The following is an 18,260-nucleotide window of genomic DNA, read 5'->3' as shown; positions in this document are numbered from 1 at the left end:
CGGGTCAGGGAAGACCGGAATATTCGATAAGCAATCCTATGAATACGATAATCCCCATGATCAGTATGGCAAAAAACAGTAAAACAAAAATGAGTAGGAAAATTGCATCTGAGTCGATTTTTAGTCGTGAGTTCTGAGAAACTTTACCCTCGCTGATTGCTGAAACCAGACCTTCAGCGGATTTTCCTCTTTTGGACAGTTCGTACAGAAGAGCGGTTCCGGGTTCCAATGAACCGGCCGAGAACTTTTTGCCGCCAAATGGGTTCCCTGAAAGATCCACTTCTCTAAGTGAAGGAAAATTTTCAACCGGAAAAGGATTTTCGATCGTATTGTTACGGAGTGAAAGCCTGACGAGTTTTTTTAGTTTGATAGCATGCGGAAGGCGGTTAATACAGTTATCGTCCAATTCCAGCATCCTGACATCAGCTTGGTTTTTCAGAAAATCAAGACGGGTGATGCCACATTGATTTGCATATAAAAACTTTAGCTGAGACTTAAAAGCAAATGTATTCAGGTCCTCAATCAGATTACGATTGCAGCTTAAATAATTAAGTTTGGAGAGTTCTTTCAGCGGAGATAAAGACTTAATCTGATTATGGGAAATATCAAGGTTCACGAGATTTTCAAGATTTGAAAGAGCCGAGATGTCCCGAATCATGTTGCTTTTTACATATACACTTTCGAGTGCGGTAAAATTCCGGATGTTCCCGATATCCTCAATAAGGTTATCGGAAAAATTAATCGATGCCAATTGTGGAAGGCCCCTGAGATTAGCGATATTGCCAATCTTATTGTGATACAGATTAATCTCTTTTAAATTCCCGAGATTGAAAAGGTCAGGAATTTCGGAAATATTATTCTGGGAAAACGTCAGATATTCCAGGTGCCTCAAAGAGCTGATCCATGAAATGTCTTCAATCCGGTTACTGTTGAAATTGATTGATTTCAAGGTTGCGGAAAGTTTTCGAACAGGACTGATATCTTTCAGCTGACTAGATGCCACAGCAAGATGCTGCAGCTTCTGCAGCCTTTCAATTCCTTCAATCGATTTGATTCGTGAAGATTCTATATAGAGAGATTCTAATTCGGTAAGATGCAAAAAGCCCTGAAGATCCTCAAACTGTGAATCGCAGTCCAACGTAAGGCTCTTAAGATATTTAAGCTTTTTAAGAAAAGACAGATCGGAAAGCCTGTAATCATACAATGAGACATCAAGTGTTTCAAGATACTCAAATGAAGAGGCAAAGCGCAGAAGATTCTCTCTGTCAGAGTCCTGCAGTTCATCATAATCCGGGTTATAAATATAAAGCGAGATTATTTCTCTATGATATCCTTCTTTATAATGATAGCAGTCTTTCGACACCTTATATAGCTCTGCAGTTTTCTCAACTTTTCTCTTCATGTCTGCTTTTAACAAATGCTTTACATTAATAAAAAAACAAAAATCCGCTCCTTTGCAAGAACGGATTTTTTATCATCATACAAAGTGTAATTATCACACTTTGATTTCAACGTCTACTCCTGAAGGAAGCTCTAATTTCATTAGGGCATCTACAGTTTTAGAAGAAGAAGAGTAGATATCCATCAGTCTCTTATGAGCTGATAACTGGAACTGCTCTCTTGCTTTCTTGTTTACGTGCGGAGATCTCAACACAGTGAAGATTCTCTTATTGGTAGGCAATGGAATCGGTCCGTTTACCACAGCACCGGTAGCCTTTACCGTTTTTACGATTTTCTCTGCAGATTTATCTACCAGGTTGTAATCGTAAGATTTAAGTTTTATTCTGATTCTTTGTGACATTTTAATCTAATTTAATATTAACCTTTAGCCTTAGCGATTACTTCTTCAGCAACGTTACTAGGAGCAGCTTCGTATTTTTCGAATTCCATAGAAGATGTTGCTCTACCTGAAGATAAAGTTCTAAGAGAAGTTACATAACCGAACATTTCGGATAGTGGAACGAAAGCCTTGATAACTTTAGCGTTGTTTCTATCGTCCATCCCGTTTACCGTACCTCTTCTTCTGTTAAGGTCACCTACGATGTCCCCCATGTATTCTTCCGGAGTTACTACTTCAAGCTTCATGATCGGCTCCATGATAACCGCTTTCGCAGCTCTACCCGCATCTTTGAATCCCATTTTAGCAGCTAATTCGAAAGAAAGCTGATCGGAGTCAACCGCGTGGAAAGATCCGTCTTTAAGGACAATCTTCATCGCCTCAACTTCGAAACCTGCCAAAGGACCGTTCTTCATTGATTCTTTGAATCCTTTTTCAACCGCAGGAATAAATTCTCTAGGAATGTTACCCCCTTTGATTTCGTTGATGAATTCAAGACCGGTCTTACCTTCGTCTGCAGGACCGATTTCGAATACGATATCGGCGAATTTACCTCTACCTCCGGACTGCTTTTTGTAAACCTCTCTGTGGTTTGCTTTCTGCGTAAGAGCTTCTTTGTACTCTACCTGAGGCTGACCCTGGTTAACTTCCACTTTAAACTCTCTTCTCATACGGTCTACGATGATATCCAAGTGAAGCTCACCCATACCGGAGATGATGGTTTGTCCTGAAGCCTCGTCAGTCTTAACCTGGAACGTTGGATCCTCTTCAGCTAATTTAGCTAAAGCATTACCCATTTTATCCTGGTCAGCTTTCGTTTTAGGCTCAACAGCGATACCGATTACCGGATCCGGGAAGATCATTGATTCAAGAACGATTGGGTTCTTTTCATCAGATAGGGTATCTCCTGTTTTAATATCTTTAAATCCTACAGCAGCACCGATATCTCCAGCCTCGATATACTCAACCGGGTTTTGCTTGTTCGCGTGCATCTGATAGATTCTTGAGATTCTTTCTTTGTTACCGGATCTTGTGTTCAATACATAAGAACCAGCATCAAGTCTTCCTGAATAAGCTCTGAAGAATGCCAGCCTACCTACGAATGGGTCAGTAGCAATTTTGAAAGCTAATGCAGAGAAAGGTTCCTGAACAGATGGTTTTCTTTCGATATCAGCGTCAGTTCTTGGGTCTGTTCCTGTAATATTGTCCTTATCCAATGGAGAAGGAAGATATTTACAAACAGCATCCAGCATGAACTGTACCCCTTTGTTTTTGAAAGAAGATCCACAAGTCATTGGGATAATAGAAAGATCGATAGTTGCTTTTCTAAGCGCTTCGTTGATTTCCTCTTCAGAAATTGAATCCGGATCTTCGAAGAATTTCTCCATCAAAGTTTCATCGTAGTCAGCTACCGCTTCTACCAGTTTCTCTCTATATTCAAGAACTTCATCCTTCATGTCTTCAGGAATCGGAACTACTTCATAAGTAGCACCCTGTCCTGCTTCATCCCAGATGATCGCTCTGTTTTTGATTAAGTCTACAACTCCTTTGAAATCCTCTTCAGCACCGATTGGTAAAACGATTGGAACGGCGTTTGATCCTAACATTTCTTTTACTTGTTTTACAACGTTCAAGAAGTCAGCACCCTGTCTGTCCATTTTGTTTACGAATCCCATTCTTGCTACTTTGTAGTTATCGGCAAGTCTCCAGTTTGTTTCAGACTGAGGCTCTACACCGTCTACGGCAGAGAAAAGGAATACCAATCCGTCCAATACTCTCAAAGAACGGTTTACTTCTACGGTGAAGTCAACGTGTCCCGGGGTATCGATAATGTTGAAGTGGTAAGGCATTGTTTCAGGTAATTTCTTACCCTGATCTGTTGGAAAATTCCAAGAACAAGTAGTGGCCGCAGAAGTGATGGTAATCCCTCTTTCTGCTTCCTGCTCCATCCAGTCCATTGTAGAAGCACCATCGTGAACCTCTCCAATTTTGTGGTTTACACCTGTATAGAATAAAATCCTTTCTGTAGTGGTAGTCTTACCTGCATCGATGTGAGCAGCAATACCAATATTTCTTGTAAATTTAAGATCTCTTCCCATTTCAGATTAGAATTTGAAGTGTGAGAAAGCTTTGTTCGCTTCCGCCATTTTGTGAGTATCGGATTTCTTTTTGAAAGCAGCACCTTCTTCTCTTGAAGCAGCTACTACCTCGTTAGCCAATTTCAAAGCCATTGACTTATCATTTCTGGCTTTAGAATATTTGATTAACCATTTCATTGCCATAGAAATTTTTCTGTCAGCTCTGATTGGCATCGGGATCTGGAAGTTAGCTCCACCTACTCTTCTGGAACGTACTTCTACGTGAGGCATTACGTTAGTAAGTGCATCTTTCCAGATTTCAAGGGCTGTCTTCTCGTTATCTCCTTTTTTAGTTTCTACGATATCCAATGCATCATAGAAAATTTTGAATGCGATTGACTTCTTACCGTCAAGCATCAGGTTGTTTACGAATCTTGTTACCAATTGATCATTAAATTTCGGATCTGGTAACAACGGTCTTTTTTTCGCTTTTGTCTTTCTCATTGTTTCTGTACCTTATTTAATGATTATTTTTTCTTTCCTTTAGCCGGTGCAGCCGGTGCCTGACCTGGCTTAGGTCTCTTAGCTCCGTACTTAGATCTTCTCTGTGTTCTTCCATTTACACCTGCAGTGTCCAATGCACCTCTTACGATGTGGTAACGTACTCCCGGTAGGTCTTTCACCCTTCCGCCTCTCACCAATACTATCGAGTGCTCCTGAAGATTATGTCCTTCGCCCGGGATGTAGGCGTTGACTTCTTTCCCGTTAGAAAGTCTTACCCTTGCAACTTTTCTTAGTGCAGAGTTAGGTTTCTTAGGGGTGGTAGTATATACTCTCGTACATACTCCGCGTCTTTGTGGACAAGAATCAAGGGCAGCCGATTTGCTCTTCTTGGCAAGCGTGGCTCTTCCTTTTCTTACTAATTGTTGAATAGTAGGCATTTAATTGCTTTTTATTTTAGGGTGCAAAAATAATAATATTTTTTTAATTAACAAGCAGTTATGGAGAAATAATATTTTTATTTAAAAATTAATTAACAGCAACTTACGGTTTAATCCACCACGGTAACCTGAACATTCCGGTTCCATTTAAATTTTCGGATATTCTCTTTAAGTTCAGGTAAGGCTGCATTATTTACAGAATAGATCGACACTTCGTCTCTTGCAACCGTAACGGGATTTTTTATTTTCAGGACGGCTGCTTTCTTCCAGTTTTTAGGGATGTAAGGCTTCAGCCATGCATCATAGATGACAGCAATATCATATTTCCGGTCAGCCGTATACCGGGTAAGGAAATATTCAAATGCAGGATCGGGTTTTCTTTTATTTTCATTAAAAGGAATGGTTTCTGTAGAACCCAGCCCCGCAGTATCCAGCAGGTGGATGTCCGTAAAATAAGTAACAGCCCCGATGTCATTGGCTACTACTTCTGCTTCATTATAATAAGCATGCAGGAATTTTGCCGACTGGATCTGCTGTTCGTAAATATTCTTCCCGCCTTCAGACAACATCTGGTGCGCACTGAAAGATTTATAGAACAACAGGAGCACATTCATCAGGATAAATACGGAAAGCCCTTTTTCTTTTTTAAAATAAGAACCGAAATCTTCGATAAAACCTTTTACTTCAGGAATAATGGCCATAAAAAAACCGACCAGCAGATAAGCTTCATACCGGAACAGCCCCTTCAGATCTGCGAACATCGAATGGCAGATCATGACGAGGGACATAACGATCAGCAGAAAATTATCCTGAACGGTACGTTGAAATTTTTCATTCTTAAAATCCCTGAATAACAACACCAGACCTATCAGTATCGGAAAAAACCCGATCTTATAAAAACTGATATTTAGAAGGAAATTATCCAGAAAAATCTGTTTCAGCTGATGCGGAAGATGGCTGTCAAATGGAAGCTTTGTTCCTTTTACTACCACCGAATTAGGAAAGAGGTATCCGTCATGCTGATAATTGATATAACAGAAAACAGCAATCGGAATAAAACCCGCCAATAAAATAAAAACTGCCCTCTCCCATTTTTTAAGCACCATAAAAGCAAAAGCCAGTACGGCAAAATAAAACATGCTCTCGAAACGGACCAGCCCCATCAATACTAAAGATAGGTAGAATCCTAATAAAGTCCGTTTATTTTCAAGACGGGTAAGGCAATAAATATTTAAAGCAAATAAAAAAACATGCAGCACATGCTCCATTCCGGATAAAACCTGAAGATGCAGCACCGAAATGAATAAAGTAAAAAGCACCGAAAGCACAACCGGTGTAACCTTGCTGAATAAACTGCCGAAATAAAGATTCAGAATATAAACGGTCCCCGCTCCGAAAATGAGATTCACACCCAAAGGAATCTGGTCATTATTTCCGAAAATTTTAATTAAAAAACTTAAAAGTAAGGTAAATAAAGGCGAAGAAGAAGTGGAAGAAAACTCATGCCGGGTAACACCCCACACTTCATAAAAGGCAAAATTTTTCGCCATTGCCAGATGAATATAAGCGTCATCAATAGGATACACATAATGTCCATCAGTTTTTGTAATTGATAAAATATAATATGCAGCACAAACCGCAAAAAATACGGACAATGAAATCCAAAGACTTTTTGAACCTGTGTCCGGAGACGATCTCATATTTACATTCATTCTAAAAATCTCAAAGATAAGTATCATCAATCACCCAACCATGTTTTCGGCACAATATTTACTTAATTTTGTTTTTAGAAATAATAAACTGCTTACTCACATGAAAAATGCTAATATTATCGGTCTTCAGGAAGAAGATTGTACAAAAATTGCAGAAAAACTGAATATTCTTTTAGCCAACTATTCCGTATTTTATCAGAACACAAGAGGTTCCCACTGGAATATCAAAGGGGATCAGTTCTTCACCCTCCATCCTAAGTTTGAAGAATTATACAACAGTCTGGTTTTGAAAATCGACGAAATTGCAGAAAGAATCCTGACACTGGGCGCTACTCCGGCCCACAACTATTCGGATTACCTGAAAGTAGCAACTATTCAGGAAAGCCAGGAGGTTAGTGATGGCACCAAAAGTGTGGAAAACATCCTGAATTCCTTTAAAGTTGTGATTGACCTTCAGAGAGAATTGCTGGACATTACCGATAAAGCCGGTGACGAAGGAACCAACTCCCAGATGAGCGATTACATTACCGAACAGGAGAAGGAAGTCTGGATGTACAATTCTTACCTTGGGAAGTAACCTGAAATTTTATCACGAAAAATCAAAAAAATCACCTTACATTTAGGTGATTTTATTTTTAATTACTAAATTTGCGTATAAATTACACAATTATGCACAACGTACGTTTAAACTCCATTCTGGATAACGACTTCTATAAAATAACCATGCAGAATGCCGTGGTAAAATTATTTCCCGGCTCCATTGTAAAATATGAATTTATCAACAGGGGAAAACACCAGTTCCCGGAAGGTTTCGATGCCGCTTTGTGGGAAGCCGTTAATAAAATGGCAGAGCTTAAATTAACGAAAGAGGAAAAGAAATTCATGGCCAGAATGTGTCCGTACATCGATCTTCCTTATCTGGATTTCCTGGAAGGCTACCATTACGATCCGTCTGAAGTAAAGATCCACCAGGAAGGCAGCGAGCTTTCCGTAACGGTAGAAGGTCTTTGGTACCGCACCATTCTTTGGGAAGTCCCGCTGCTGGCACTCATCAGCGAACTACACTATGAAATGAACCACATGGAAAGGGATTCCAATGAGGTCGTGATGAGCAAAACCCTCGAAAAAGCAGATGCCCTGGCCAAACTTGGGGTAAATTTCGCTGAGTTTGGAACCAGAAGAAGACATTCCCATAAAGTACAGAACCTGGTCATGGAAGCCCTGATGCAGAAGAAAGATTCTACTTTTATCGGGACATCCAATGTACATTTCGCGATGAAATACGGCGTAAAACCAATCGGTACCCACGCACACGAATGGTTTATGTTCCACGCAGCGGAATACGGTTTCAAAATGGCCAATGAGCTGGCCCTCGAACATTGGGTAGATGTTTACCGCGGGGATCTGGGTGTTGCTCTTTCCGATACTTATACCACCGATGTTTTCTTCCAGCAGTTTGACAAAAAATTTGCGAAACTTTTTGACGGTGTCCGTCATGACAGCGGCGATCCCCTGGAATTTGCAGACAAGACCATTGCCCATTACCAGAAACACGGCATCAATCCTTTATTTAAATACATCATCTTTTCCGACGGCCTCAATCTTGAGAAAGTGGAAGAAATCACCAATTACTGCAACGGAAAAATCGGGATATCTTTCGGTATCGGAACCAATCTGACCAATGACGTCGGTTTGAAGCCAATGAATATCGTGATGAAGCTGATCGGCGTTCAGGCTCCGAACAAAGAGCTCATCCCTACCGTAAAGCTTTCCGACGAGCATGGAAAATACACCGGTGATCCGAAGATGATTGAATTGGCAAAAGAATTTTTAAGAATTAAAGAATAAGGAATGAAGCGAATAGCCTGTCTGCTTATCACCGGAAGCCTGATGACGTCATGTGTCATTATGAAAGGAAAAAACGGAGCGCCGGGAAAACCGGGAACTTCAGCTGTAAGCAACAATAGCAGCAAGTAACTTTGTTTTAATAATAACTATCTTTAACTTCAATCTGAATGAAAAGCATTTCTCTTTTAGTCCTGCTATTAGTCTCGATTGGATGTAAAAAAGAGCATTCTGTATTTGAAATTAAAACCCGTTTTGTTAAAAAAAATATTGTTGATGAATTAAAACAATTACAATTCAAAGATGCGGCTTATTACGGCTTGCTGTATAAAGATGAAAAATATGAAGTCTGGAAAAGCTGTTCGGGAGAATGGGGAGGCACAATTTATTTTAAAAACAGAAAAAGCAGTCTTATTTACTATGCAATAGCGACCTGCCCTGTCTCGGTAAATAAAATAAACGGTAAGTATTATATTTCAAACTCTTTAGACCATCTGTGGGGAAATTCTTACATTTTAGAGATTTCAAATCCGGAATCAATGAAATTAACCGAGAAGATTCCACTCAATCTTCCAGGTATTATAACCAGACAATATGAGGCACAATCTGATCAGGGAACAAAAAAATTAGTTGATTCTTCTGGTGTGATCATCACGGCAAGTTTTGTTTATAATCAGAAACTATATTCTGTTCTTTCAAGCCATGACGGAAAAGAAACCACAATATCTGAATTGAAAGACAAGAAGTTCAAAACTATTTTAAAACTTCCAGAAAAGCTGTTTTATTCTGAACCGATTATTGTAAGGAAGGCAGACAATAATCTCAGCCTATACTTTCAAAATCCTAAAAGTGGGCTATTACATATTCAGGATAATAAAATTGAATTACTATATTATCAAAAATAAAACAGGCTGCCACATATTTAAGGCAGCCTGTTATTATTCAAGATTAGTCAAGACAAATAAATGGCTTGTTAGGAGGATAACAGCAATATGGATTACTGCAGAAAATGTATCCAGGCTTACTGCAGCCTCCGTCCACCGGCGCTTCACAAGCTAAAGTAGCCCCTCCTAGAACATTCTTTAATTCTTTTCTGTTTAATGTTTTTAAATTTTTCATAATAATTTGTTTGGTTTTGATTTTTCCTACTCTCTAAGATTTTCGGACGCCTCTATTTAATTCCATTAATGGAGATTTAAATATACACATTATTTCAATACAAAAAATAATACCAGTTTATAAACAATTCAGGCTGCACGCGTGTGTAATAATAAAAAGGATAGATTCACTCAATGATTATTTTACTATCTTAGGTGTATGTTTAAAAACCATACGATAAGACCATTAAAACAATATACCAATCATAAAATGTATTCCTATGAAAAATTCAAACGTAGTTAAACTTTCAAGAGAAGATCTTAAAAATATCTTTGGAGGGACATTGTATCCTGCCTTGGAATGCTATTCCAACAGGGATTGTGCCCATTACGGAGAGGCTTTAATCATGTGTTCTGACGGAACTTCCTCAATGACAAATTATACCTGCATGGGAGGAACGTGTATGATGAATACAGGAATCTGCCCGCCACCGGAAATCGGAGTTCCCACTTTAACACAACCTTAATCAAAAGATGAAGTGAGTCTGCCGGCTCACTTTTTATTTTTAGCTCATTTAAACATTCGCAGAAGCTTTTTCTTATATTTATCCAAACAAAAACATCATGAAAACTATCGAAGAAGTTCTTAAGAAATTAGACGGGATCATTGTCTGGGCTCAAGAAAACCAAAGTCCGGCCGGCTATTTTGCCTGCACTTACAGGATCATGACCGCACAGGTCCTTAAAGGGATTCAGCAGAAAAAGTTTGAAGATAATCCGAGGATGACTTTGTTGGATATTGCCTTTGCCACCCGCTACCTCGAAGCCTGGGATGCCTATTCAAAAGGGAAAAGATGCACCAATTCCTGGTATATCGCTTTTGAAGCGGCTAAAAATAAAAACCTGCTGATCCTGCAGCATATTTTTCTGGGGATAAATGCCCATATCAATCTTGATCTGGGGATTTCCGCCGCCTCCATCATGCCCAATCGGAAGATTGCTCCCCTGAAAAAAGATTTCGAAAACATCAATAATGTTATTGCCTCCATCAACCAGAAAGTACAGGATTCCCTGAACCAAATCTGTTATCCGGTAGAGCTGATTGACAAAATCTCCAACGGAAGAGACAACGCCGTGCTTGATTTTGCCATTTCAAAGGCAAGGGAAACCTCCTGGGCAACAGCCGTGATGGCTTCCAACGCCCCTAACCTTCTGAAAGAATCCGTTATCGGAATTGTGGATTATGCTGCCGCAAAAGTTGCTTCACAGATTATAAATCCCGACATCCTTACTCCCGCATTGCTGAAAGAATTAAAAAAATGCGAGAGCAGTGACGTAAGGAAAAATATAGAAATCCTGGCTGCTGCGAAAAACATTTAGTTAAAAGATATCTGTCTTAAATTTTGCTCAGCTTTTTCATGAGAACACCCTCCATTTTTTCATATCCTTTCTCAGTGGGATGGATTTCGTCTTCAGTATAGATTTTATCCAGGCCGTTTCGTGAATCTTTCATTTGGGAGTGGTAATCTACATAAAGAATGTTGTGCTTTTTGGCATACGCTTCAATCATTTTGTTGAGCGCAATTACCTTATCCGCAGGATGCATGTCTTTCCTCCAGCCGAAATCATAAGCCGGGAGAACGGAACACAAAACAACCTTGATGTTATTGGCTTTGGCCAGTTCGGCCATCGAAACAATATTTCCGAAGACCTTATCCAAAGAAATCGGTCCCTGGTTTTCCGCAATATCATTGGTACCGCCAAGGATAATTACCCGTTTCGGTTTCAGCTTGATGACATCTTCCCGGAATCTCAGAAGCATCTGGGAAGTAACCTGTCCGCTGATTCCCCTGCCGACAAAATTGTTCTTTTTAAAAAACGAAGGATCTTTGGAAACCCAGCCTTCCGTAATGGAATCGCCCATAAAAACGGAGTTGGGCGCGGTCTTTCCGGCGACAACTTCCTGGTTCTGCTTTTCATATTTTGCATAATTGGTAAAGTCCTGCCCCGATACGGCCGCTGAAAACAGAATCGCGGCTATGCTTAAGAATTTCATAGATTAAATTTTACAATTTGACTGTATGAAATAACGGAAAACAAATTGATTTTCCAAATGTACTCCTGAATTTTTGAGGTTTGCTACAAATTTTCTACCGGTAAACACTCAATTTCCTGCCCTGAATAAAAATTACGGGTTCCCGTAAAAAGAATACCCTTTCCTTTTTGTAATTTTGATCAATGGAGATAACCTATTTAATGATCGGATGTATAGCGGGAGGGATTATCGGAGCGGCTATTGTGTATTTCGCTTTGAGATCATCAAGCGTATCCAGAAGTTCTTATGACGGGCTGAACGGTTTATATATTAAAAACAATTCAGACCTGGAAAATGCAGGCCTTAAGATCGGGGAACTGAGCCGGCAGCTGGAACAGGAAAAAGAATATACTGTTCAGCAGACGGATCTTTTCAATGATCTGAAAAATGAATTTGCCAGAATTTCAGCGGAATATGGTTCCCTGCAAAAGCAGTTTTCAGAACAGAAGGAATTTACTGCCCGGCAGAATAACCAGATAGAACTTCTTTCAGATGAAAAACAATCGCTGTTTGCCAAAAACTCAGAACTTTCAGCCATTAATGAAAGCTTGCAAAAATCCCTGCAGACTCAGAAAGAAGAAATCGCTAAGATTCAGGAAGATTCCAAACTTCAGTTCGAAAATCTGGCCAATAAAATCCTGGAAGAAAAAACGGAAAGGTTTACCACTTTAAATCAAAATAATTTAAAAAGCATCCTTGAACCTTTTCAGGAAAAAATTACGGATCTGAAAAACCGGGTGAATGAAGCCTATGAAAAAGAAAACAAAGAACGTTTTTCCCTGGCCGAAAAAGTAAAGGAACTGGCCGAACTCAACCAGCAGATTTCCGAAGATGCCAAAAAACTGACCCGTGCCCTGAAGGGTGAAAGCAAAACCCAGGGAAACTGGGGCGAGATGATCCTGGAAAGCATCCTGGAGAAATCCGGACTGGTAAAAGGGAGAGAGTATTTCCTGGAACATGAGCTCCGGGATGAAGACAACAAAGCCCTCTTTTCCGAATTTTCAGGCAAGAAAATGCGGCCTGATGCCGTAGTAAAATATCCGGATGAAAGAAATGTGATCATCGATTCCAAGGTCTCACTGACCGCCTTTACGGATCTGGTAGATGAAACGGATCAGGATGTTTACCTGATGAAGCTCAACCAGCATTTATCGTCCATTAAGAACCACATCACCCAGCTCAGTCAGAAGGCCTATGACGATTATGGAAAATCACTGGATTTCGTAATGATGTTTATTCCCAGCGAGCCGGCTTACATTGCAGCCATGCAGGCCGATCAGAACCTTTGGAATTATGCCTACGACCGGAGAATCCTGTTATTGAATCCGAGCAATTTAATAACTTCCTTAAAACTGATTGCGGACCTTTGGAAAAGGGAATACCAAAACCGGAATTCTGTGGAGATTGCCGACAGAGGCGCCAAACTGTATGATAAATTCGTAACCTTTATGGAAAACCTGGAAAAAGTTGGAAAAAACCTGGATCAGGCCAAAAATGTTTATAACGAAGCTTACAAACAGCTCTCTACAGGAAACGACAATCTTATCCTTCAGACCCAGAAATTAAAGTCTTTAGGAATTAAAAACAAAAAAGACCTGCCGCCAAGCCTGGTGGAAAATTCCCAGATCACCCTGGAAACTTCGGAAGATTAAAACCTAAAACCTCAGATCAACCCTGAGGTTTTTTATTTAACTGTAAATTTTGACTAATTTTGCAGCATGGTTATAGAAAGTTTTCAGAACGAAAAAGTAAAACACATTACCAAACTCCTTACCGACAACCGGTTCCGTAAAAAATCCGGTGTCTTTGTGGTGGAAGGACAGCAGGAAAACGACAGGGCGCAGCAATATGGTTTCGAGCCTGTGGAATTTTTTGTCTGCGAAAGTATTTTTCAGCAGCAGCTGCCGGAAGGTAAAATCCATTTTGTCAGTGATAAAGTATATGAAAAAATAGCCTATCGTGGAACTTCTGAAGGGATCATCGGCATTTATAAAGCTAAAGAATCCGATTTATCATCATTTGAACCGAAAGAAGATGCTACTGTAATTATTGTGGAAGGAGTTGAAAAACCTGGAAATCTTGGCGCCATTCTCAGAAGCTGTGAGGCTTTTGGTATTGATGCATTGATTGTTGCTGACGGTAAAACGGATTTCTATAACCCGAATGTAATCCGCTCAAGTGTCGGCTGCCTGTTCGGAATGCAGGTTTTTCAGGCAGAAAACCATGAAACACTGGAATTCCTTCAGGAAAACCGCTTCAACATCTACACTACGATTATGGATGAAACCGCGGAGGATCTTTACATGAGGGATTTCAAACAAAGATCAGCTGTGCTGTTCGGTACTGAACATTCCGGGTTAAGTGATTTCTGGATCGGTAAAGGAAAGAATACACTGATTCCGATGGCTGGGAGCATTGATTCATTGAATCTGAGCAATGCGGTGGCCATTACCTGCTATGAAACCTTAAAACAGAAGAAATTTTAAGGAAGATCCGGTATAAAAATAAAGACAAAAAAACCGCTCACAAAGTGAACGGTTCTTTTATTTTAGCAGAGCCAGAATTATTTCTTAGCTTCTTCTTTTTTCTCTTCAGCTTTGATTTCTTCTTTAGCTACTTTACCTTCAGCTTTAACTGAATCTTTAGCGATTTCAGTAGTAGTGTTGATTGAATCTTTAGCAGCATCAGCTGTAGAATCGATAGCTGTAGTAGCTGAATCAGATACAGCAGCAACTGAATCTTTAGAAGCTTCTGTAGAAGTAGTTTCACCTTTTTTACAAGCTACTAGAGAGATTGCAGCGATAGCAGCTACGAATAATGACTTTTTCATAATAAATTAAATTTAATTTTGTTAATATTGTTTTATAAAATCTTTTCTCTGTTCCGTTATTTGAACAAGACAAAGGTATAGCAGATAGAAAATTTGTTTATGAAAAATAATTGTAATACCTTTGTAAAATCATTTTACAATTAAACATAACTGATAATCAATAATTTAATCACTTCAAAAGACATTGACGGATTTAGATTTATTACATTTTGAGCAGCTGAAAAAGGATGTACAGGCTCAATATTTGAAAGAACACACCCCTTCCTATGACGATATTTCGAAATGGAAGGGCATCGATATTATATATTTTCAGGAAGACCTCAGAAAAAAGGCAAAAGGAAACATCAGCGAAAAATCTTTTTATACCTATTTTAAGAATTCCCCGGTTACCAAACTCCCCCGAATTGACATGCTCAACTTACTCAGTATATATGCGGGTTACGAGTCATGGTATGAGTTTAAGAAACAGCATCTTTTTGCCGGAGAATTATTGCAGGAAAATGAAGAAATTGAAGATGAGGATTTAAAAGAGCTTGAAAAAACAGTTTCTGCATCTATTGAACTTCCTAAAGAAGATATCATCCCCATAAAAACAGAAAACAGGAGCCATGAAATTGCTGATTTACAAAAATCATACACTGATAATCAAACAGTTAATATAAACAATCCTTCATCTCAGATTACGATTTCCGAACCGGAAAAACCTAAGAAAAACTTCTTCAGAAAGAATGCCTGGGTGTTGGTAACCGCGATCCTGATTATAGCAACGGGGCTTCTTGGTTTCAAAGATGTTATTTTCCAGAAAACTTACGTGTATTGCTTTACGGATGCCGACCGGAACATGAGCATTCAGCGTGAGATTGAAATCAAAGTGATCAAAGAAAACGAATCTCCTATCCTGTACCGCATCAAACCCGGAGAATGTTTTAGGTATGCTACCAAAGACAAGATTCTTAAAATGCAGATCAGCTCTCCTTTTTACGAATATCTCGAAGTCAGCAGAAATCTTGAGAATGCTCCGGAAGAGGAGATCATAGAACTGAAACCGGATGATTATAAGATGGCACTTTATTATTTTTCGACCAAAGATATCAACGGGGGAAATCCGGAAGAACAGCTGAAGCTCATCCGTCAGAAAAGAAGGCAGCTGGAAGACCGGATCAGCGATAACGCTGTAATTACACAGGTGTATGACAGTGATATATATGGTCTTGAAACGTTGGATAAGCAGGACTACATTACGCTAATGACAACGCCGACCACATCTCTTAAAAACCTCAATGTGATTGAAATGAAGAAAGATAAAAAAGGAAAGATCGTATCTATTAAGTTTAAAATCTCAACCAATGAAAACAATAAGTAATATTTTATTTTTTGCGATACTTATCGGAATTATCATGACTTCCTGCGTCAAAAAAGAAGACAACGCAGGACCTAGCGATCTTGAAAAGCTTAGAAATACCAACAACATTACCGTAAAAATGGACAGCACCCAGGCAATCAATTCGATTACCATGCAGAAAGTGCAGGATGTACTGGATCTTTCCACCCTCTATCTGTCCGGACAAAAAAATACTGAAATTGATACGGCCATTTACTCGAAAATTGAAAAGTACTTCCAGAAATCGGATTCCACAACTTTCAAAGATCTGTTTAAAGAACTGGAAAGCCTGAATGTAAAAAAAGTAAAAGTCAGCAACATCAATGTGTTTCAGAAAATAAAGGAAAAAGACACCCTGCATTTTGCCAAATTCAGCGTGGAATATACCGGCGATAAGAATAGGAAAATCGGAAATTTCGAGAGGAATGCACAATACACGCTGGTTTCAAAACCTGACCAGAAAAATAAAGAATTCAAGTTCTATTTCGTTAAATTCTATTCGGACGGGCCTGAAAAAGACAGCACAGCATCCGGAGTAACCAGATAGTCCACGGGAATATCGTTTTCCCAAATGTCATCGATATTTTTATCGGGGTTAAAATAATTAACTCCGATTTTTTTTGTACTGACTGAAATACTCTCAAAGAATCCGTCATAAAAGCCTTTACCGTAGCCTACCCTGTTTCCTTTACTGTCACAGTACAACAGCGGGGTAATCACAAAATCAAAGTCCGAAATCCCTGAATCTTCATCAGAAACCGGCTCAGAAATATCCCAGGTATTGATCTCATAGTCTGTATCGGCAAAAATTTCGACAGAGATCAATTCCGTACCGACCACTTTAGGGGCAAAAACCCTGATCTTCCGACTGAGAAAATAATCAATGAACAATTTCGTATTAATTTCCCTGAACTTCTGAATCGGGATAAAAATATGAACCTTCTGACCCGGAAGCGGTTTAAAATATTCAATAAAATTCCTGAAAATCTTTTCAGATAAGAAAAAAGCCTCATCATAAGACAAGGCTTTTCTTTTTTGCATATATTCTTTTCTGAGTTCAGCTTTCAACATGATTAAGCATTTTCAGAAGGTAAAATTTTGTACACTTTATCAGACAAACGCACCCTGAACGGAAGTTTAAAGGTGATCTGGTCTCCCGGTACGGCTGTATTTACAGGTCCTCCGTTAGCATGGATTTCCGTAACGGTAATTTCCTGCTCTCCGGTTGTAGGTCCAGAAATCAGCACCTTATCCCCTACAGACAGTTCGTTGCTTTCAATGAGGAACTGTGCAATTTCAGACTTTGTAAAGTAATGCTCGGCCTTTCCGATCAACGTTTTTTTGATCTTTATTTTCTGACGGATATCTTTTGTTTCCGCTTTAGCCAGAGGTTTATTCGGAAGGTCTCCGGATTTTTTAAACTTTAAAGCTTCGGACTTTCCTTTTCTGAATACTTTATTTCCAACCTGCAGGCCCTTTCTCAATTTCAACTGCTCTTCCCAAGGCAAATGAATGGTTTCCAGACATTCCGTAGAACAGCAGTTTTCCATAGCCGCCTTACATTCGTCACACTGGATAAACAGCAGGTGGCACGCATCGTTGGCACAATTGGTGTGGTTATCGCACGGCTTTCCGCACTGGTGGCATTGGGCAATGATATCATCGGTAATACGTTCTCCCAGACGGTGGTCGAATACAAAATTCTTCCCTATAAATTTACTTTCAATCCCTTCTTCCTTAATCTGCCGGGTATATTCGATAATTCCTCCTTCTAACTGGAAAACATTTTTGAAACCCTGATGCTTAAAATAAGCACTGGCTTTCTCACAGCGGATTCCGCCGGTACAGTACATCAGAAGGTTCTTATCTTCTTTGTGGTTCTGCAGCTGTTCGTTAATGACCGGAAGGCTTTCCCTGAAGTTTTCTACATCCGGGGTAATAGCCCCTTCAAAATGGCCGACTTCACTTTCGTAATGGTTTCTGAAATCCACAACAATCGTATTCGGATCCTCCAGCAGCTTATTGAATTCCCTGGCTCTTAAATGAATCCCTTTATTGGTTACGTCAAAAGTTTCATCATTCAGGCCGTCGGCAACAATTTTATTTCTAACCTTAAGGGTTAATTTTAAAAAGGAATGGTTGTCCTGCTCTACGGCAACATTCAGCCGGATACCTTTCATGAAATCGTACTCCTCCAGCGTATTGCGGAATGCCTCAAAATTCTCTGCCGGAACACTCATCTGGGCATTGATTCCCTCATGGGCTACATAAATACGGCCTAGGGCATCAAGGGCATTCCAGGCTATAAATAAATCGTCACGGAATTTTTTGGGATCTTCAATTCGGGCATACGCATAGAAAGACAGGGTAAGGCGCTCTTTTCCGGCCTCATCGATAAGTCGAGCTCTTTCTTCTGCGCTTAAGGTGTTATACAGTTGCATGCT

21 protein-coding genes are annotated in these 18,260 nt (G+C 39.6%); 10 read left to right on the top strand and 11 right to left on the bottom strand.

The annotated features are described in order from the left end of the window. Positions 1-4 precede the first annotated feature (4 nt). The 6 genes from FY557_RS07725 to FY557_RS07700 form a co-directional block, all read right to left on the bottom strand. The gene (locus FY557_RS07725; RefSeq protein WP_149246703.1) at positions 5-1,402 is read right to left on the bottom strand and encodes a leucine-rich repeat domain-containing protein; all 1,398 of its coding nucleotides are present in this window, start codon (positions 1,400-1,402) and stop codon (positions 5-7) included. 93 nt (positions 1,403-1,495) lie between these two features. Beyond that, a complete protein-coding gene (gene rpsJ, locus FY557_RS07720; protein ID WP_002661363.1) occupies positions 1,496-1,801 on the bottom strand; it encodes a 30S ribosomal protein S10 in 306 nt (101 codons plus the stop codon). A gap of 17 nt (positions 1,802-1,818) precedes the next feature. Then, the gene (gene fusA / locus FY557_RS07715; protein ID WP_149246702.1) at positions 1,819-3,936 is read right to left on the bottom strand and encodes an elongation factor G; all 2,118 of its coding nucleotides are present in this window, start codon (positions 3,934-3,936) and stop codon (positions 1,819-1,821) included. A gap of 6 nt (positions 3,937-3,942) precedes the next feature. Then, positions 3,943-4,419 (bottom strand): 30S ribosomal protein S7, encoded by a 477-nt coding sequence (rpsG, locus tag FY557_RS07710; RefSeq protein WP_062673583.1) that lies wholly within the window; start codon positions 4,417-4,419, stop codon positions 3,943-3,945. A 23-nt stretch (positions 4,420-4,442) separates the two neighbouring features. Continuing rightward, positions 4,443-4,856, bottom strand: coding sequence for a 30S ribosomal protein S12 (gene rpsL / locus FY557_RS07705; protein ID WP_027381287.1), 414 nt, complete (start codon positions 4,854-4,856; stop codon positions 4,443-4,445). Positions 4,857-4,966: 110 nt separating this feature from the next. Then, positions 4,967-6,442, bottom strand: a complete 1,476-nt coding sequence (locus FY557_RS07700) for a glycosyltransferase family 39 protein (protein ID WP_185151679.1) — start codon at positions 6,440-6,442, stop codon at positions 4,967-4,969. Positions 6,443-6,668: 226 nt separating this feature from the next. On the opposite strand from FY557_RS07700, the gene FY557_RS07695 reads away from it, so the two are divergent. The 4 genes from FY557_RS07695 to FY557_RS07685 all read left to right on the top strand — a co-directional run bounded on the left by FY557_RS07695 (position 6,669) and on the right by FY557_RS07685 (position 9,318). Next, positions 6,669-7,145 (top strand): Dps family protein, encoded by a 477-nt coding sequence (locus tag FY557_RS07695; RefSeq protein WP_149246700.1) that lies wholly within the window; start codon positions 6,669-6,671, stop codon positions 7,143-7,145. Between the two features lie 92 nt (positions 7,146-7,237). Next, positions 7,238-8,416 carry a nicotinate phosphoribosyltransferase gene (pncB, locus tag FY557_RS07690; RefSeq protein ID WP_149246699.1) on the top strand — a complete coding sequence of 393 codons (1,179 nt, stop codon included), beginning with the start codon at positions 7,238-7,240 and terminating at the stop codon, positions 8,414-8,416. Between the two features lie 3 nt (positions 8,417-8,419). Further along, positions 8,420-8,545: a hypothetical protein gene (locus FY557_RS20465; protein ID WP_262713531.1), complete on the top strand. Its 126-nt coding sequence runs from the start codon at positions 8,420-8,422 to the stop codon at positions 8,543-8,545. A 38-nt stretch (positions 8,546-8,583) separates the two neighbouring features. Beyond that, positions 8,584-9,318 carry a hypothetical protein gene (locus tag FY557_RS07685; protein ID WP_149246698.1) on the top strand — a complete coding sequence of 245 codons (735 nt, stop codon included), beginning with the start codon at positions 8,584-8,586 and terminating at the stop codon, positions 9,316-9,318. A 43-nt stretch (positions 9,319-9,361) separates the two neighbouring features. Here the strand turns inward: FY557_RS07685 and FY557_RS20590 are convergent, their stop codons facing one another. Then, positions 9,362-9,532, bottom strand: a complete 171-nt coding sequence (locus tag FY557_RS20590) for a bacteriocin-like protein (RefSeq protein WP_410495796.1) — start codon at positions 9,530-9,532, stop codon at positions 9,362-9,364. Between the two features lie 259 nt (positions 9,533-9,791). On the opposite strand from FY557_RS20590, the gene FY557_RS07680 reads away from it, so the two are divergent. Both FY557_RS07680 and FY557_RS07675 read left to right on the top strand, forming a co-directional pair. Further along, a complete protein-coding gene (locus tag FY557_RS07680; protein ID WP_149246697.1) occupies positions 9,792-10,037 on the top strand; it encodes a hypothetical protein in 246 nt (81 codons plus the stop codon). A gap of 97 nt (positions 10,038-10,134) precedes the next feature. Further along, positions 10,135-10,890: a DUF5995 family protein gene (locus FY557_RS07675; protein WP_149246696.1), complete on the top strand. Its 756-nt coding sequence runs from the start codon at positions 10,135-10,137 to the stop codon at positions 10,888-10,890. A gap of 16 nt (positions 10,891-10,906) precedes the next feature. Here the strand turns inward: FY557_RS07675 and FY557_RS07670 are convergent, their stop codons facing one another. Then, a complete protein-coding gene (locus FY557_RS07670; RefSeq protein ID WP_149246695.1) occupies positions 10,907-11,566 on the bottom strand; it encodes an SGNH/GDSL hydrolase family protein in 660 nt (219 codons plus the stop codon). Positions 11,567-11,748: 182 nt separating this feature from the next. On the opposite strand from FY557_RS07670, the gene rmuC reads away from it, so the two are divergent. Together rmuC and FY557_RS07660 are read left to right on the top strand one after the other, a co-directional pair. Further along, complete coding sequence (rmuC, locus tag FY557_RS07665; RefSeq protein ID WP_149246694.1) at positions 11,749-13,257, top strand: DNA recombination protein RmuC; 1,509 nt, start codon at positions 11,749-11,751, stop codon at positions 13,255-13,257. A gap of 66 nt (positions 13,258-13,323) precedes the next feature. Further along, positions 13,324-14,091, top strand: a complete 768-nt coding sequence (locus FY557_RS07660; protein ID WP_149246693.1) for a TrmH family RNA methyltransferase — start codon at positions 13,324-13,326, stop codon at positions 14,089-14,091. Positions 14,092-14,168: 77 nt separating this feature from the next. On the opposite strand, the gene FY557_RS07655 is transcribed toward FY557_RS07660, so the two are convergent. After that, positions 14,169-14,435 carry a hypothetical protein gene (locus tag FY557_RS07655; protein WP_149246692.1) on the bottom strand — a complete coding sequence of 89 codons (267 nt, stop codon included), beginning with the start codon at positions 14,433-14,435 and terminating at the stop codon, positions 14,169-14,171. Positions 14,436-14,619: 184 nt separating this feature from the next. Between FY557_RS07655 and FY557_RS07650 the strand changes: the two genes are divergently transcribed. Continuing rightward, positions 14,620-15,798, top strand: coding sequence for a hypothetical protein (locus FY557_RS07650; RefSeq protein ID WP_149246691.1), 1,179 nt, complete (start codon positions 14,620-14,622; stop codon positions 15,796-15,798). Then, positions 15,782-16,363 carry a hypothetical protein gene (locus FY557_RS07645; RefSeq protein WP_149246690.1) on the top strand — a complete coding sequence of 194 codons (582 nt, stop codon included), beginning with the start codon at positions 15,782-15,784 and terminating at the stop codon, positions 16,361-16,363. The genes FY557_RS07650 and FY557_RS07645 overlap by 17 nt, the downstream gene beginning before the upstream one ends. On the opposite strand, the gene FY557_RS07640 is transcribed toward FY557_RS07645, so the two are convergent. Beyond that, entirely contained in the window at positions 16,312-16,887 is a 576-nt protein-coding gene (locus FY557_RS07640; protein WP_149246689.1) for a 5-formyltetrahydrofolate cyclo-ligase, read from the bottom strand. The two genes, FY557_RS07645 and FY557_RS07640, sit on opposite strands and share 52 nt — an antisense overlap. Before the next feature lie 2 nt (positions 16,888-16,889). Next, positions 16,890-18,257 carry a rhodanese-related sulfurtransferase gene (locus FY557_RS07635; RefSeq protein WP_149246688.1) on the bottom strand — a complete coding sequence of 456 codons (1,368 nt, stop codon included), beginning with the start codon at positions 18,255-18,257 and terminating at the stop codon, positions 16,890-16,892. Between the last annotated feature and the right edge of the window lie 3 nt (positions 18,258-18,260).

Origin of the sequence: Chryseobacterium sp. SN22, from assembly GCF_008329705.1 — a bacterium.
GTDB lineage: Bacteria > Bacteroidota > Bacteroidia > Flavobacteriales > Weeksellaceae > Chryseobacterium.
Note: the sequence above shows the minus strand (reverse complement) of the source record. Positions and strands in the feature narration are given on the sequence as shown.

Bases quoted from the DNA above. Each gene is read 5' to 3' on its own strand.
- FY557_RS07670 (WP_149246695.1), bottom strand. From the start codon at position 11,566: ATGAAATTCTTAAGCATAGCCGCGATTCTGTTTTCAGCGGCCGTATCG.
- FY557_RS07660 (WP_149246693.1), top strand. From the start codon at position 13,324: ATGGTTATAGAAAGTTTTCAGAACGAAAAAGTAAAACACATTACCAAA.
- FY557_RS20465 (WP_262713531.1), top strand. From the start codon at position 8,420: ATGAAGCGAATAGCCTGTCTGCTTATCACCGGAAGCCTGATGACGTCA.
- fusA (WP_149246702.1), bottom strand. From the start codon at position 3,936: ATGGGAAGAGATCTTAAATTTACAAGAAATATTGGTATTGCTGCTCAC.
- rmuC (WP_149246694.1), top strand. From the start codon at position 11,749: ATGGAGATAACCTATTTAATGATCGGATGTATAGCGGGAGGGATTATC.
- rpsJ (WP_002661363.1), bottom strand. From the start codon at position 1,801: ATGTCACAAAGAATCAGAATAAAACTTAAATCTTACGATTACAACCTG.
- FY557_RS07655 (WP_149246692.1), bottom strand. From the start codon at position 14,435: ATGAAAAAGTCATTATTCGTAGCTGCTATCGCTGCAATCTCTCTAGTA.
- FY557_RS07640 (WP_149246689.1), bottom strand. From the start codon at position 16,887: ATGTTGAAAGCTGAACTCAGAAAAGAATATATGCAAAAAAGAAAAGCC.
- FY557_RS07685 (WP_149246698.1), top strand. From the start codon at position 8,584: ATGAAAAGCATTTCTCTTTTAGTCCTGCTATTAGTCTCGATTGGATGT.
- FY557_RS07680 (WP_149246697.1), top strand. From the start codon at position 9,792: ATGAAAAATTCAAACGTAGTTAAACTTTCAAGAGAAGATCTTAAAAAT.
- rpsL (WP_027381287.1), bottom strand. From the start codon at position 4,856: ATGCCTACTATTCAACAATTAGTAAGAAAAGGAAGAGCCACGCTTGCC.
- rpsG (WP_062673583.1), bottom strand. From the start codon at position 4,419: ATGAGAAAGACAAAAGCGAAAAAAAGACCGTTGTTACCAGATCCGAAA.
- FY557_RS07645 (WP_149246690.1), top strand. From the start codon at position 15,782: ATGAAAACAATAAGTAATATTTTATTTTTTGCGATACTTATCGGAATT.
- FY557_RS07695 (WP_149246700.1), top strand. From the start codon at position 6,669: ATGAAAAATGCTAATATTATCGGTCTTCAGGAAGAAGATTGTACAAAA.
- FY557_RS07675 (WP_149246696.1), top strand. From the start codon at position 10,135: ATGAAAACTATCGAAGAAGTTCTTAAGAAATTAGACGGGATCATTGTC.
- pncB (WP_149246699.1), top strand. From the start codon at position 7,238: ATGCACAACGTACGTTTAAACTCCATTCTGGATAACGACTTCTATAAA.
- FY557_RS20590 (WP_410495796.1), bottom strand. From the start codon at position 9,532: ATGAAAAATTTAAAAACATTAAACAGAAAAGAATTAAAGAATGTTCTA.
- FY557_RS07635 (WP_149246688.1), bottom strand. From the start codon at position 18,257: ATGCAACTGTATAACACCTTAAGCGCAGAAGAAAGAGCTCGACTTATC.
- FY557_RS07725 (WP_149246703.1), bottom strand. From the start codon at position 1,402: ATGAAGAGAAAAGTTGAGAAAACTGCAGAGCTATATAAGGTGTCGAAA.